Source organism: Hymenobacter aerophilus DSM 13606 (assembly GCF_000382225.1).
GTDB lineage: Bacteria > Bacteroidota > Bacteroidia > Cytophagales > Hymenobacteraceae > Hymenobacter > Hymenobacter aerophilus.
On sequence record NZ_KB907804.1, the window covers coordinates 116,678 to 130,507 of the forward strand.

The window sequence follows — 13,830 nt, forward strand, 5'->3', positions numbered from 1 at the left end:
AATCACTGATTGCCACTGATTGCCACTGATTAACCGTGATTTCGCTGATTTTATGTTCTGACTAATTTAGCTGGTAAACAAAAGAGCCACTCCAATTTGGAGTGGCTCTTTTGCTTGGGTGCGAACATCAAAAAATCAGCGAAATCACGGTTAATCAGCGGTAATCAGTGATTTATTTGAGTGTGAACGTCGTCTTTCCAATCAACACGCCGCCTTCGTAAAGCTCGACGGTGTGCAGGCCGGTTTTGTAGGGCGCGCCCTTAGCGTAGATGAACTGCACGGGCTGGCGGGTGTTGTCGTACACGAGCTCCTGCTTGGCCGTGTAGAAAGCCTCCGAGCCGTCGATCATGAAGGTGCCGCCGCCGGTGCTCAGGTTGTAGAGCGCGGCGCCGTCGGGCTCAATCAGGCGCATCATGATTTCCTTGGTTTCCTTCGGCGACACATCGTTGCGGGCTAGGTTGAAGGTTACCTTGATTTTCTCGACGCGCTTGGCTTTGAACTCGTTATCGGTGTCTTCTTTCTCTTTGTCGCGGCTGTTGATAACGCCCACACGGATATTTTCGGCCTGCAGGCGCGAGGCCACGGCCACCTTCTGGCTCAGCTCCTGGTTGGAGCGCACCACCGACGAAATGGTATCGGTCAGCTTGTTCTGGCGCTCCTTAAGGGTGGTGGTTTCGGTGTAGAGGGCCTCGTTATCGGCCTTGAGCTGGGCAATTTCCTCGTCCTTTTTGCGCAGCTGGGTTTCGAAGTTGGCGGCGCGCTGCTTGAAGCGGCGCTGCTCGGCCACGCTGAAGCTGCTGGCGCGGAACGAGCGAAGCTTGAGCAGGTCGGCGTTGATCTGGGCCAGCTTGGCCACCAGCGAGTCGTTGGCCAGGCCCATGCCCTGCACTTCCTGGCTCTGGCGCTCGTAATCCGACTTCAGGGCCTCGTACTGCTTGATCTGGTCTTCGAGCTTGGCATCCTTGCTCACCACGTCGGCCTGTAGCTGCTCGTTCTGCTTGCTCTTCTGCTGGTTCATGTAAAACAGAAACCCGTTGATGCCCAGCAGCACCAGAATAAGGGCCCCAATCAGGAGTAGGCGGTTATTGTTCTTTGGTTCGGGGCTCTGATCTTGTTCCATACAGAAAGGGTTTGGGTGGAGGCCCGGACAGTCCGGACGCGGTAGTACCTTTGAGGCAAAAATAACGGGGTTTGCCACCCCGGCAAGTGCCGAAGGTACAACCCCGCCACGAAATGCAGCCCGTCCCGCCCCTCGATACCGCCTACTGGCAGCAGCGCTACGAAATCGGCCAGACCGGCTGGGACACGGGCGCTATAACGCCGCCGCTGCGCGAATATTTTGCTCAGTTGGGCCCGCCCGACTCGCGCCGCATCCTCATTCCGGGGGCCGGCCGCGGCTACGAAGCCGAGTTTCTGCACCGCGCCGGCTGGCCCAATGTGCTGGTCGTCGACCTGGCCCCGGCGGCGCTGCAGGCCCTGCAAACCCGCGTGCCTAGCTTCCCGGCGGCCCACCTGCTGCTCGCCGATTTCTTTGCCCTGGAGCCATCCCCGGCCTTCGACCTTATTGTAGAGCAGACCTTTTTCTGCGCCCTCGACCCCGCGCTGCGGCCCGCCTACGCCCGGCAGTGCGCCCGGCTGCTGCGGCCCGGCGGCACGCTCATGGGTCTGCTTTTCGACACTGAGTTTAGCCAGCCCGGCCCGCCCTTCGGCGGCTCGCGCGCCGAGTACCGCCCGTATTTCGAGCCATATTTCGATTTCGTTCATTTCGAAACCGCCACCAACTCGCTGCCGCCCCGCCAGGGCCGGGAGCTGTTCATCTGCTTGAAACGGAAAGCAGATTCGATTAATATGAACCGAACCGACCTGTCATCCTGAGCCCAGTGAAGGACCGATCCAGAAGCCAATCAATGGATGTAGCTTCAGGACAGGTCCTTCACTGGGCTCAGGATGACAAACGACTGCCACTAACTAAGTTTCTCCGCCCTCAACTACCCAAATCCATGCTCGAAGCCCTTGCCAACGTGCTGCCGCACTTTCGGAACACCAATTCCGGCCAGTTTTTTCTGATGGCCGGCCCCTGCGTGATTGAGGGCGAAGATATGGCCCTGCGCATTGCCGAGCGCATTCAGCACATCACCGACAAGCTCCAGATTCCGTTCATCTTTAAGGGCTCGTATCGCAAAGCCAACCGCTCGCGCCTCGACTCCTACACCGGCATCGGCGACGAAAAGGCCCTGCGCATCCTGCAGAAAGTAAGCCGCGAAATCGGCGTGCCCACCGTCACCGACATCCACGAATCGGGTGAGGCTGCCATGGCCGCCGAGTACGTTGATGTGCTGCAGATTCCGGCGTTCCTGTGCCGGCAGACCGATTTGCTGGTGGCCGCCGCCCGGACCGGCAAGGTTGTCAACGTGAAAAAAGGCCAGTTTCTGAACGGCGAGGCCATGCAGTTTGCGGTGGACAAAGTGCGCCAGTCGGGCAACGACAACGTGCTGCTCACCGACCGGGGCAACTCGTTCGGCTACTCCGATCTGGTGGTCGACTTCCGCAACCTGCCCGCTATGCGCGAATTCGGCGTGCCCGTAATTATGGACGTCACGCACTCGTTGCAGCGGCCCAACCAGAGTAGCGGCGTCACGGGCGGCCAGCCGGCCCTCATCGAAACCATTGCCAAAGCCGCCATTGCCGTGGGCGCCGACGGCCTGTTCATCGAAACCCACCCCACGCCCGCTACCGCCAAATCCGACGGCGCCAACATGCTACCGCTCGATCAGCTGGAAGACCTGCTGACCAAACTGACGCGGGTGCGCGAGGCGGTGCGTTAGAAGCAGGTAGGTACTAAACGCCTGTCATTCAGAGCGCAGCGAAGAATCTCGCGTGCAATAGTAACCCTAGTGCTAGGAGTTACTATTGCACGTGAGATTCTTCGCTGCGCTCTGAATGACGTTCCTTAATCTCTAATCACGCCCCAAACACCCGGCTTAGCTCCAGCAGCTTATCCACGGGGTTATCGAAGCGCAGCGTGAAATGCTGGCGGGGCAGGCTGGGGCGGAAGAAGACGAGGCCGATGTAGAACAGGTCCACCGTCAGCGTGACGTCGGGGTGCCAGCGGATGGCCTCCCAGGCCCGCTCCATTTCCCCCGACCAGTGAATATCGTCGAGCACAAACACGCTGTCGGGGGTGCGGTGGGCGTTGAGCTGCTCGAAGTAGCGCAACGTAGGCTCGTAGCGGTGGTTGCCATCGAAGAAGGCAAAATCGACGGGTGCGGGCAGGGCCGCCAGGGTGGGGGCGAGGGTGTCGTCGAGGTTGCCTTCGATGAGTTTGACGTTTTCGGCGCCCACGGCCCCGAACGTCTGGCGGGCCACGGCCGCCGTGGCGGGGCAGCCTTCGAAGGTGAAGACTTGGGCCCGCGAGTCGGCCAGGGCGAGGTAGGCAGTGGTGAGGCCCAGTGAGGTGCCCAGCTCCACGATGGTGCGCGGCTGGTAGTGGTTGACGAGCCGGAACAGCAGCTGCCCCAGCTTCGGCGGCTTGGCGGCGGTGCGGGCAATGTCGCACAGGCGACGAGAGCGGCCCGCCCCGGCCACCCGCGAGCCGGCCCCGAAGTCGCGCACCGTAATGGCGGTAGAATCGGCGAGTAGGGCAGCCCGGCGGGCCTCTACGGCCTCGTAGGCGGCAAACCGGCCCGAGTGGTGGATAACGTGCGCGTACAGGCCGAAAACAAAGGGCGAGTGCAGCCCGTGGGCGTTGCCCGAGCGCCCCAGGAAGCGGAGGTAGCTGAGAATCTGGAAAAGCAAGGCGGGGCGGCGGGAGGTTAGAGTTTCAGGCCGAAAGGTAGAAACCGTTTGTCATCCTGAGCGGCGCGAAGGACCTTACTGGGCTAGAACGACCGTGGCAGCGCCTCGTTTCAACCTGATATGGTCCTTCGCGCCGCTCAGGATGACAGGGAGGCTTTTAGTTTCCAGCCCACAAAAAAGCCGCCCGAAGGCGGCTGTAAGCAGTTCAAAGCCAATCCAACGCCTTAGTTGAGTCGGTAAGGCACGATGAGCGTGAACTCGGGAATCTCCACGTCGAACTCGTGGCCGTCCATCACGCGCTCCATCTGGTAGGTGCCGCGCATCTTGCCCACGCCCGATTTCAGGTTGCAGCCCGACACGTACTGGTGCGACTCGCCGGGCTCCAAAACCGGCTGCTGGCCCACCACGCCTTCGCCTTCCACCTCGCGCACCACGCCATTGGCATCCGAAATAAACCAGTGGCGGCGCAGCAGCTTCACGGTATATTCGCTGTTGTTGCGAATATCAATTTTGTAGGCAAAAACGTAATGCTCCTGACCCGGGCTCGAATAGTCGGGCAAATAATTGGTGGTAACGCTGACGGTTACGCCCTGAGTGGTGGTCGTATTCATAACGGCGGAGTTCCAAAAGAGAAAAAAGCTAACAGTGCGGGCCCGGGTTTGGTTTACTTGCCTTCCTCTACGGAGTCCGGGCTGCCAATGCCGTCTCAAACTAACACAAACTAACAAATAATCCTGGTTCGCATGTCGGTTAAGATTGAAGAAAGCTGGCGGCAGGTGCTGGCGCCCGAGTTCGAGAAGCCCTATTTCCAGCACCTGATTGCCTTCGTAAAGGGCGAATACGCTACGGCCGAAGTGTTTCCGCCCGGCCCGCAAATTTTCCACGCCTTCGAGGCCTGCCCGTTTGATAAGCTGAAAGTGGTGATTCTGGGCCAGGACCCCTACCACGGCCGGGGCCAGGCCCACGGCCTGAGCTTCTCGGTGGCCGAGGGCGTGCGCACGCCGCCTTCGCTCCAGAACGTATTCAAGGAGCTGTACGCCGACCTGCCCGACACGGCTCCGGCCCCCAACGGCAACCTTGACCGGTGGGCCCAGCAGGGCGTGCTGCTGCTCAACGCCACGCTCACGGTGCGGGCCAAGGAGCCGGCCAGCCACCAGAAAAAAGGCTGGGAGCAGTTCACCGACGCTGTTATCCAAACCATTTCCGACCAGAAGGAGCACGTCGTGTTCATCCTCTGGGGCGCCTCAGCCCAGAAAAAGGGCGAAGTCATTGACGCCCGCAAACACCTCGTGCTAAAAGCTGCCCACCCCTCGCCCTACGCCGCCGACCGGGGCTTCTTCGGCAGCCGCCCCTTTAGCCAGACCAACGCCTACCTGCAGCAGCACCACGAGGCGCCGATTCAGTGGTGAATCACAGATGTTGCAGATGTTGCAGATGAAAAAGGATGCCGTTCATTGGTGGATATCTGCTGATGTTGAACAGTACCCAAAACTCAAAAGCCACCCCCTAGGGGGTGGCTTTTGAGTTTTTCATTAGTTGCAGTTGCAAAAACAGGGCCTCATCTACTATTGAACGGCATCCTTTTTCATCTGCAACATCTGTGATTTTAGTGCACTAAGTTGAACAGGCGGTTCCAGCGGATTTTGCTCAGGAAGCTGCCGTTAGGGTCGACGGACATCCAGATGAGCACGGCCTTGCCCACGATGTGGTCTTTGGGTACGAAGCCCCAGAAACGCGAATCGAGCGAGTTGTGGCGGTTGTCGCCCATCATGAAATAGTAATCCTGCTTGAAGGTGTAGCTCGTGAGCGGCTGGCCGTTCTGCAGAATTCGGCCCGCCCCATCGACGGTGATGCCCTCGTTGTGCTCGTAGCGGGTGATGATTTTCAGGTACTGGGGGGTGTTCTGGGGCGTCAGCTGCACGGTCTGGCCTTCTTTCGGGATTTGCAGCGGGCCGTAGTTGTCCTTGTTCCAGCTGGGGTAGGGCGGGTTCTGCAGGGCCTGGCTGTAGGGGTAGTCGGGGTTGTTGGGGAACACCTCCTGGCCCTCGCGCTGGCCCACGGGCGTTTGCAGGCTGATGATGCCCTTCACGTAGGGCTGCTGCTTGAAATAGGCGTAGGCGGCCGGCGTCATGCTGATGAGGTAGCCGGGGCCATACTCGGCGCTGTTTTCCTGGTAGGGCCGGCCGTCGGGCGTGTTGTACTCCACAATGCCGTGCTCCTTGAAGGCGGCGTACAGGTCGTCGTTGGCCTGGGGCACCTGCAGGTAGTAGCTGCTCTGCATCTCGGGGAAATTCTCGGCCGGCTTGCCATTGATGAACACCTGGCCCTGGCGCACTTCCAGCACGTCGCCGGCAATGGCCACGCAGCGCTTGATGTAATTGGTGCGCAAATCGGCGGGGTGCTCGGCCTCGAAGGGCACGTTGAACACTACCACGTCGTTGTTCTTCACCTCCGAAAAACCCGGCAGCCGGTAGCTGGGCAGCTGGATGGCCTCGGAGTAGCTTTTCAGGTTGGTACCCCAGATGGTCTGGTGCGTGAGCGGCACCTGCAACGGCGTCTGGGGCGTGCGCGGGCCGTAGTGCAGCTTACTCACGAACAGGTAGTCGCCCACCAGCAGCGTGTGCTCCATGCTGGGCGTCGGGATGGTGTAGGCCTCAAACGTAGCCCAGCGGATGAGTGTGGCCGCAATAACGGCGAACAGAATGGCGTCGCCCCACTCCCGAATCGGGCCCTTGCGCTTCTTGGGCACGGGCCCGCCCGCCGGAGGCGGCGTGCCGGCCGGATTCTTTTCGAGGTATTTCTCCCAGGATTGTACTGCCATGATGCAAGTGAGCCAGAAAAAGCGCCTTACCGGCCAGAACCGGGACGCTGCGGTTTAAACGATGGAAGATGCGAAATAATGCGCGAACTGTGATTTGGCGACTTGGTGATTTGGTCAATCGTTCTGTCATTCGCCAAATCACCAAGTCACCAAATCACAGCCCCAGCATATCCTTCATGCCGAACACGCCCTGGCGGCCGGGTAGCCACTCGGCGGCCAGCAGCGCGCCCTGCACGAAGCCCTCGCGGGTGTGAGCCTCATGCTTGAGCTCGATGGTGTCGGCCGGGCAGGAGTACGTGACGATGTGGGTGCCGATAACCGCGCCCTCGCGCTCCGACAGCACCGCCAGCTCGTTCGGCTCGGTGGTGGGCTCGTTGCGCCAGGTGGTTTTGCCGGGGAAGTGGCGCAGAATGCCTTCGGCCACCGTGAGGGCCGTGCCGCTGGGCTGGTCGACTTTCTGGGTGTGGTGGATTTCGCGCACCTGCACATCGTAGCCGCCGAACTGGTGCATTTTGGCCGCCATGTACTCGCTGAAATGAAAGAACAGGTTCACGCCCACGCTGTAGTTGGAGGCGTAGAACAGCGGCGTGCCGGTTTCGGCACTCAGGGCGCGGGCCTCGGCAAAATGGTGCAGCCACCCCGTGGAGCCGCACACCACCGGCAGGCCCTGGCGCAGGCAGGCGGCCACGTTCTGGAAGGCCGCATCGGGGTGGGTGAACTCAATGGCCACATCGACCTGGGCGGGCGTGAAATCGGCGATGCTGGTGCCGGGCCGGCTGGGGTCGATGATGCCGGCTAGCTGGTGGCCCCGCGCCCGGGCCTGGGCTTCGATGGCCCGGCCCATTTTGCCGTAGCCAATCAGGAGAATATTCATGTTGAGAAGAGAAGCTGGGAGTGGGAAGCTAGTGGATAGAATAGGGGGAAGCTAAGGTGCACAGGTTTTGATGAGCAGCAGATGAGGCAACCGGCCGGAAGCACGCTTGGTGCCTGTTGCCTTCTACTTCATCGAGAACGTGAGGGCCAGGCCGGCACGCGGGAACTGGCCCGGCGTGGGTAGCACCGCCGGGTCGAGGCGCAAACTCAGGTCGTCGCTGATGTCGAAGTTGCGCAGGTGGGCGTCCACCAGCGCGTCGAGAATGGTGATGCCGTACACCACGGCTGTGTAGGCAATAAACGTGTCGCGGTTTCGGCGGTAGAAATTAACACCCACCTGAACGCCTTCGCGGGTCTTTTCCTTCTTTACCCGTTCACCATTAAGGTTTTCACTGATAAACTCCGCCGGATTCTTGTTGTAGTCGATGGGGTTATTATCAATTACGTTGCGGCCCTTCACGTATTCGCGGTAGCGCATCTGGCTGTAGTACAGGCCGTAGCCTACGCCGGCCAGTCCGCCGTACACCAGCGGCAGCTTCCAGTAGCGGCGGTTGTATACCTGGCCCGCGCCGGGTATCAGGGCCAGCAGCGTGGCTTTCTGGGGCCGCGTTACGCGCATGCCCAGCAGCCGCTCGGTGCGCCGCGTAGTATCGACGGCGGTCGGCTTGGTGGCTACCTGCACCGAATCGGGGCCGGCGGTGGTGACCACCTGGGCCGAGGCCCCCGACGGCCGCAGCGCCGCCAGCGGCAGGCCCAGGGCGAAAAGCAGAGAATAGCGAAACCGAAACATACGAACAGAGCAGAGAACAAGCCGCGCGGGCAGGGGAAAAACCGAACCAACCCGGCCGGCACCGATGCAACGCGCTACGCACCGGCCTTGGTATGCAAGGCCGGCCGCGGCTAGGAGGGTTGCAGAATGTGCAGAATCCGCTGCATGTCCTCCACCGAGTCGAAGGCAATCTTGATTTCGCCCCGGCCCTGGGGTCCTGGTTTCACCAGCACCCGGCTGCCAAACCGCTCCGAGAGGTGCCGCTCGGTGCGCTTGATTTCGGCCACCGGCACCACCGGCTCCGGCGCCGCGGCGGCTTTCTGGCCGGTTTCGGCGCCCGCGGCGCTGCCGCCGTTGCGCACCAGCTGCTCCACCTTGCGCACCGACAGGTCTTCGGCCACAATGCGGCGAAACAGCTCCAGCTGCTGGTCCTGGCTCTCAATGCTGATCAGGGCGCGGGCGTGGCCCATGCTGATCACCGTGTCGCGCAGGCCGATCTGGATGTCGGGCGGCAGCTTGAGCAGGCGCAGGTAGTTGGTGACGGTCGAGCGGTTTTTGCCCACCCGGTCGCCCAGCTCCTCCTGCTTGAGGTTGCACTCGCTCACCAGGCGCTGGTAGCTGAGGGCAATTTCGATGGCGTTGAGGTTTTCGCGCTGGATGTTCTCAATCAGGGCCATTTCCAGCATCTGCTGGTCGTCGGCCTTGCGGATGTAGGCCGGAATGGCGTCGAGGCCGGCCAGCTTGGAGGCCTGCAGGCGCCGCTCGCCCGAAATGAGCTGGTAGGAGTTGGTGCCCGTCTGGCGCAGCGTTACGGGCTGGATGATGCCCTGCACCCGAATGCTCTCGGCCAACTCGCGCAGCGCGTCCTGGTCGAAGTGGGTGCGGGGCTGGTAGGGGTTGGCCTGAATGTGGCCCACCGGAATCAGCCCCACCGAGTTGACGGGGTGGGGCACGAGGCCCAGCCGCTCACTTTTCTTCTCGTAGCTGCCCTCAATCAGGGCGTTCAGGCCGCGGCCCAGGCCCCCGGCCCGGCGCTTGGGCGCCGCCGCCGGAGCGTTCTTCTCTTCGTTTTTTTCAGACATACCGACAAGCCGCCCTCACCCAATAGCACGGAGCAAAAGCGGGAGTCAAAAATACACAAACCCGCGGGAAGCCCGGCTAAAAATGTTCCACGGCACCAGAAAAACCGTGAAACATGCGGCGCTGAGCCACTTAGCCAGCGAAAAGGCCGGCCGCTACGGCCGAGCTTCTAACCCAACCTAGAAAGACAAAACGGCCCAGACCGGCGCCGGACCGGGTTACGGCTGCTGAAAGGGCCGGCGCTTGAAGCTGACGTTGCTCTGCAAATCCTTCTCGTACACGGCCAGACACTTCGTCTGGAACTCGGGCGCGAAGGGTATCGGGCCGGGCTGCAGCTGCCGGGGCGCCGGGCGGGCGGCGGCGAAGAAATACACCCGCGTGTTGCCGTACTTGGTGTGCGGCATATACTCGCCGTACTGCTGCATTTCGGCCCAGCGGACGGTGTCGGCCACCGTCACGGCATAAATGCGCTGCACCGGGCCGGTGTTGTTTTCGTTGCGGTACAGGGCCACCTCGGTAAAGTCGCCGTCGAGGTCCTGGGGGCCGGGCTGCGTCAGCGCATCAAACACGAACCAGAGCAGGAGCAGGGCCGCGGCCCCACCCAACAGGTATTTAGGACGAATCGGCATTTTAATAGGGTAGGTAGATGAATGATAAAAGAACGTCATGCTGAGCCCCGCGAAGTATCTCGCGTGCTGACGTTGTGCTGGTAACGCAACGTCAGCACGCGAGATGCTTCGCGGGGCTCAGCATGACAGTTTTAGTGTGTCTTCTAGCTCCTGGCTTCTGACTACTAGCTTCTCAAAAGCAGCCTACGCCGCGGCGTCTTCGCGCTCCTCGTTGCCGGTGCCGTTGAGCACTTCGATGTTCTTCTCCACGATTTCGCGGGCCAGGTTGAGGTAGCTGATGCTGCCTTTGCTCTCGGCGTCGTGCAGGATGACGGGAATGCCGAAGCTGGGCGACTCGCTCAGCTTCACGTTGCGCGGGATGATGGTGTCGAACACCAGCTGCTGGAAGTGCAGCTTCACTTCCTCGACTACCTGGTTGCTCAGACGCAGGCGCACGTCGTACATCGTGAGCAGGATGCCCTCGATTTCCAGCTCCTCGTTCAGCCGGCTCTGGATAATTTTAACGGTGTTGAGCAGCTTGCCCAGGCCTTCGAGGGCGAAATACTCGCACTGCACCGGGATGATAACCGAGTGCGCGGCCGTGAGGGCATTCACTGTAATCAGGCCCAGCGAGGGCGAGCAGTCGATGATGATGAAGTCGTAGAGGTCAGCCAGCGGGCGCAGGGCGTCCTTCATCTTCTCCTCCCGGTTGGGTAGGTTGATCATCTCCACCTCGGCGCCCACCAAATCAATGTGGGAGGGCATCAGGTCGAGGTGGGGCAGTACGTTGGTTTGCAGGATGATGTCCTGGGCATTGATGCCGTCGACCATGCACTCGTAGATGCTGTTCTGGATGTCTTTGGGGTCGAAGCCCACGCCCGAGGTGGCGTTGGCCTGCGGGTCGGCATCCACAAGCAGGGTCCGGTACTCCAGGGCCGCCAGCGAGGCGGCCAGGTTGATCGAGGAGGTGGTTTTACCCACGCCGCCTTTCTGGTTGGCTACGGCAATGATTTTGCCCATGAGGTCGAAATAAAGCTGTTAGCTGATGGCTGCTAGCTGTTAGCTTAGTTCAGGTGGCGGCCAGGGTTGGTGCGGCGCCGTACAGTGGCGCGGAAGCAAATCCCGGCCGGGAAGATACCTTTGGCAAATATACACGGTTTCATGGTTCCCCTGCTTCCAATTCTGGCCCGCGCCGCGGGATTTGTGCGTTTCCGACCCCTGCGGCCCCTACTGGGCGGCCGCCGGCCGGCGGTGCTGCTGGCCCTGCCGCTGCTGCTGGCTCTGGCCGCCTGCACCGATTCGGCGGCCCCGACCGATGCGCGCCGGGTGTTCCGCTACAACCAGCCCGAAAGCCTCACCTCCCTCGACCCTGCCTTCGCCCGCAACCAGGCCAACACCTGGGCCACCACTCAGCTCTACAACGGCTTAGTGGAGCTCGACGACAGCCTGCGCCCCGGCCCCAGCCTGGCCCGGCGCTACGAAATTGCGCCCGACGGCAAAACCTACACTTTCTGGCTGCGCCCCGCCGCCCGCTTCCACGACGCCGACGTATTCGCGGGCGGCAAAGGCCGGCGCGTAACGGCCCAGGATTTCGTGTACTCGTTTAAACGCCTGCTCGACGGGGCCACGGCCAGCCCCGGCGGCTGGATTTTTCGGGGCAAGGTGCTGGAGCAGGCCGGCGGCGAACCGTCGGATACCTGCTTCGTGGCCGTGAACGACTCGACGCTGCGCATCCACTTGAAGGAGCCGTTTATTCCCTTTCTGGGCATCCTGACGATGCCTTACGCTTACGTGGTGCCCCGCGAGGCCGTGCAGAAGTGGGGTAAGGACTTCCGGGCCCATCCGGTGGGCACCGGGCCGTTCGTGTTCAAGGAGTGGGACGAGGGCAATGCCATCATCTACCACCGCAACCCCAACTACTGGAAAAAGGACGCCCAGGGAAAACAGCTGCCCTACCTCGACGCGGTGCAGATTACCTTCATTCAGGACCGCAAAACCGAGTTCCTGACCTTCATGCAGGGCAAGCTCGATTTCCTGAGCGGCATCCGCAGCGGCTCGCGCGACCTGATTATGTACCCCGACGGGGAGGTGCGGGAGGATTTTCGGGGCAAGTTCCAGCTGCAGAAGGTGCCCTACCTCAACACCGAGTACATCGGCATGCAGCAGGACCTGACCAACCTGCGCGGCGACAACCTGCAAACCGGCCGCGCCCTGCAGGATAAGCGGGTGCGGCAGGCGCTCAACTACGCGCTCAATAAGCCCGAGCTGCTGGCCTACTTCCTCAACAACGTGGGCCGGCCGGGCAATTCGGGCTTCGTGCCGGCCTCGCTGCCCTCGTTCAGCGCTGCCAAAGTGCCGGGCTACACCTACGAGCTGGCCAAGGCCCGGCAGCTGCTGGCGGCGGCCGGCTACGGGCCGGGCAAGCCGCTGCGTCTGCGCCTCAACACGGTGGCCGAAACCAAGGAGCTGTGCGAGTACTACCAGAAAAAGTGGGCCGAAGTGGGCGTGCTGGTCGAAATTGACGTGAACCAGGGCGCCGCCCACGGCGAGCTGATTGACAACGGCCGCGCCGCCTTCTTCACCCGCAGCTGGCTCGGCGACTACCCCGACGCCGAAAACTACCTAGCCCTGTTCTACAGCCCCAACTTCGCGCCCGCCGGCCCCAACAAAACCCACTTCCAAAACGCCGCCTACGACCGCCTCTACCAGCAGGCCAAACTAGAGCAGGACGACACCAAACGCTACGCCCTCTACCAGCAGATGGACCGCATCATCGTGGCCGAGTGCCCGGTTATCAGTGTGTATTACGATGAAGTGGTGCGCCTGACCCAGAACAACGTGCGCGGCCTCACACCCAACCCCATGAACCAGCTGGTACTGGAAAAAGTAATCAAGAATTAGGGATTAGGAATTAAGAATTTCGCCCTGTCATCCTGAGTGGAGCGAAGGACCATATCACGTTAAAACAAGCCGTTGTTACGGCCGTTCTTGCGTGATAAGGTCCTTCGCTCCACTCAGGATGACAGGGCGAAATTCTTAATTCCTAATTATTAATTCTTAATTATCCCGCTAGGGATTCGTGCTCCACATGCTGGCTTCCTTGATGAAGATGCGGCGGTTGAGGCGCAGCTGGCTGATGACGATTTCGGCCAGGTCTTCGGGCTGCATCACTTTGTCGGGGTTGCCGTCGGTGAGGTTGTTGGTGGTGGCCAGCTCGGTGGCGACGGTGCTGGGCGTGAGGGCCGACACACGAATATTCTGCTTGCGCACTTCCTGCATCAGGGCTTCGGTGAGGCCCAGCATGCCGAATTTGGAGGCACTGTAGGCGCTGGAGCCCGCCGAGGCCCGCAGGCCCGAGGTAGAGGCCACGTTGATAATGTCGCCGCTCTGGCGCTGTTGCATCTGGGGCAGCACGGCGCGGGTCACGTAGTAAGTGCCCAGCAGATTCACCTGAATGATGTGCTCCCAGTCGGTGGGCGCCATATCCATGAACTTGCCGAAGGTGCCGATGCCGGCGTTGTTGATGAGAATATCGATGCTGCCGAGCTGCTCCAGGGCCTGGGCCACGGCGGTATCCACGGCGGCGCGGTCGGCCACGTCGGCGGTTACCAATACGGCGGCGGGGCCGTTGGCTTCCTTGATTTCCTGGGCTACGGTTTGCAGGTCGGTTTCGGTGCGGGCCAGCAGGGCCACGCGCACGCCCTGGGCGGCCAGGGCCAGGGCAATGGCGCGGCCGATGCCTTTGCCCGCGCCCGTTACGAGGGCGGTTTTGCCGGTTAAGTCTTCCATAAAGTCAGGTGGTGTTGAGTTGTAGGTGCGTAAATAAGCAGTTACAACTCCGGCCCGCCCCAAAGGTTGCCTTTGGGCCCAGGGGGCGCGCAATT

The 13,830-nt window shown here is 61.4% G+C and carries 14 protein-coding genes; 4 read left to right on the plus strand and 10 right to left on the minus strand.

All coding sequences use genetic code 11. The annotated features are described in order from the left end of the window. Nucleotides 1–172: 172 nt before the first annotated feature. Entirely contained in the window at nt 173–1,120 is a 948-nt protein-coding gene (locus H145_RS0105365; RefSeq protein ID WP_019947111.1) for a hypothetical protein, read from the minus strand. 86 nt (nt 1,121–1,206) lie between these two features. On the opposite strand from H145_RS0105365, the gene H145_RS0105370 reads away from it, so the two are divergent. Further along, nucleotides 1,207–1,875 (plus strand): methyltransferase domain-containing protein, encoded by a 669-nt coding sequence (locus H145_RS0105370; RefSeq protein ID WP_240471665.1) that lies wholly within the window; start codon nt 1,207–1,209, stop codon nt 1,873–1,875. A 125-nt stretch (nt 1,876–2,000) separates the two neighbouring features. Beyond that, nucleotides 2,001–2,825 carry a 3-deoxy-8-phosphooctulonate synthase gene (gene kdsA, locus H145_RS0105375; protein WP_019947113.1) on the plus strand — a complete coding sequence of 275 codons (825 nt, stop codon included), beginning with the start codon at nt 2,001–2,003 and terminating at the stop codon, nt 2,823–2,825. A gap of 136 nt (nt 2,826–2,961) precedes the next feature. On the opposite strand, the gene H145_RS0105380 is transcribed toward kdsA, so the two are convergent. Together H145_RS0105380 and apaG are read right to left on the minus strand one after the other, a co-directional pair. Beyond that, nucleotides 2,962–3,795, minus strand: coding sequence for an O-methyltransferase (locus H145_RS0105380; RefSeq protein WP_019947114.1), 834 nt, complete (start codon nt 3,793–3,795; stop codon nt 2,962–2,964). Between the two features lie 224 nt (nt 3,796–4,019). After that, nucleotides 4,020–4,406: a Co2+/Mg2+ efflux protein ApaG gene (apaG, locus tag H145_RS0105385; RefSeq protein WP_019947115.1), complete on the minus strand. Its 387-nt coding sequence runs from the start codon at nt 4,404–4,406 to the stop codon at nt 4,020–4,022. 132 nt (nt 4,407–4,538) lie between these two features. Between apaG and H145_RS0105390 the strand changes: the two genes are divergently transcribed. Beyond that, nucleotides 4,539–5,204: a uracil-DNA glycosylase gene (locus H145_RS0105390; protein ID WP_019947116.1), complete on the plus strand. Its 666-nt coding sequence runs from the start codon at nt 4,539–4,541 to the stop codon at nt 5,202–5,204. Between the two features lie 197 nt (nt 5,205–5,401). On the opposite strand, the gene lepB is transcribed toward H145_RS0105390, so the two are convergent. The 6 genes from lepB to H145_RS0105420 form a co-directional block, all read right to left on the minus strand. After that, entirely contained in the window at nt 5,402–6,616 is a 1,215-nt protein-coding gene (gene lepB, locus H145_RS0105395; RefSeq protein WP_019947117.1) for a signal peptidase I, read from the minus strand. A gap of 154 nt (nt 6,617–6,770) precedes the next feature. Then, on the minus strand, nt 6,771–7,490 hold the full coding sequence (dapB, locus tag H145_RS0105400) for a 4-hydroxy-tetrahydrodipicolinate reductase (protein ID WP_019947118.1): 720 nt from the start codon (nt 7,488–7,490) through the stop codon (nt 6,771–6,773). A 123-nt stretch (nt 7,491–7,613) separates the two neighbouring features. Next, complete coding sequence (locus tag H145_RS20090) at nt 7,614–8,279, minus strand: DUF5683 domain-containing protein (protein WP_019947119.1); 666 nt, start codon at nt 8,277–8,279, stop codon at nt 7,614–7,616. Nucleotides 8,280–8,389: 110 nt separating this feature from the next. Beyond that, a complete protein-coding gene (locus tag H145_RS0105410) occupies nt 8,390–9,340 on the minus strand; it encodes a ParB/RepB/Spo0J family partition protein (protein WP_019947120.1) in 951 nt (316 codons plus the stop codon). 216 nt (nt 9,341–9,556) lie between these two features. After that, nucleotides 9,557–9,967: a hypothetical protein gene (locus tag H145_RS0105415; RefSeq protein ID WP_019947121.1), complete on the minus strand. Its 411-nt coding sequence runs from the start codon at nt 9,965–9,967 to the stop codon at nt 9,557–9,559. A gap of 183 nt (nt 9,968–10,150) precedes the next feature. Next, nucleotides 10,151–10,966: a ParA family protein gene (locus H145_RS0105420; RefSeq protein WP_019947122.1), complete on the minus strand. Its 816-nt coding sequence runs from the start codon at nt 10,964–10,966 to the stop codon at nt 10,151–10,153. 141 nt (nt 10,967–11,107) lie between these two features. Here H145_RS0105420 and H145_RS0105425 point away from each other — a divergent pair, with 141 nt between their 5' ends. After that, complete coding sequence (locus tag H145_RS0105425; RefSeq protein WP_019947123.1) at nt 11,108–12,847, plus strand: ABC transporter substrate-binding protein; 1,740 nt, start codon at nt 11,108–11,110, stop codon at nt 12,845–12,847. Between the two features lie 168 nt (nt 12,848–13,015). On the opposite strand, the gene H145_RS0105430 is transcribed toward H145_RS0105425, so the two are convergent. Further along, nucleotides 13,016–13,735: a 3-ketoacyl-ACP reductase gene (locus H145_RS0105430; protein WP_019947124.1), complete on the minus strand. Its 720-nt coding sequence runs from the start codon at nt 13,733–13,735 to the stop codon at nt 13,016–13,018. Between the last annotated feature and the right edge of the window lie 95 nt (nt 13,736–13,830).

Excerpts from the sequence above, each read along its gene's own strand:
- H145_RS0105365 (WP_019947111.1), bottom strand. The coding sequence starts at position 1,120 with ATGGAACAAGATCAGAGCCCCGAACCAAAGAACAATAACCGCCTACTC.
- kdsA (WP_019947113.1), top strand. The coding sequence starts at position 2,001 with ATGCTCGAAGCCCTTGCCAACGTGCTGCCGCACTTTCGGAACACCAAT.
- apaG (WP_019947115.1), bottom strand. The coding sequence starts at position 4,406 with ATGAATACGACCACCACTCAGGGCGTAACCGTCAGCGTTACCACCAAT.
- H145_RS0105390 (WP_019947116.1), top strand. The coding sequence starts at position 4,539 with ATGTCGGTTAAGATTGAAGAAAGCTGGCGGCAGGTGCTGGCGCCCGAG.
- lepB (WP_019947117.1), bottom strand. The coding sequence starts at position 6,616 with ATGGCAGTACAATCCTGGGAGAAATACCTCGAAAAGAATCCGGCCGGC.
- dapB (WP_019947118.1), bottom strand. The coding sequence starts at position 7,490 with ATGAATATTCTCCTGATTGGCTACGGCAAAATGGGCCGGGCCATCGAA.
- H145_RS20090 (WP_019947119.1), bottom strand. The coding sequence starts at position 8,279 with ATGTTTCGGTTTCGCTATTCTCTGCTTTTCGCCCTGGGCCTGCCGCTG.
- H145_RS0105410 (WP_019947120.1), bottom strand. The coding sequence starts at position 9,340 with ATGTCTGAAAAAAACGAAGAGAAGAACGCTCCGGCGGCGGCGCCCAAG.
- H145_RS0105415 (WP_019947121.1), bottom strand. The coding sequence starts at position 9,967 with ATGCCGATTCGTCCTAAATACCTGTTGGGTGGGGCCGCGGCCCTGCTC.
- H145_RS0105420 (WP_019947122.1), bottom strand. The coding sequence starts at position 10,966 with ATGGGCAAAATCATTGCCGTAGCCAACCAGAAAGGCGGCGTGGGTAAA.
- H145_RS0105425 (WP_019947123.1), top strand. The coding sequence starts at position 11,108 with ATGGTTCCCCTGCTTCCAATTCTGGCCCGCGCCGCGGGATTTGTGCGT.
- H145_RS0105430 (WP_019947124.1), bottom strand. The coding sequence starts at position 13,735 with ATGGAAGACTTAACCGGCAAAACCGCCCTCGTAACGGGCGCGGGCAAA.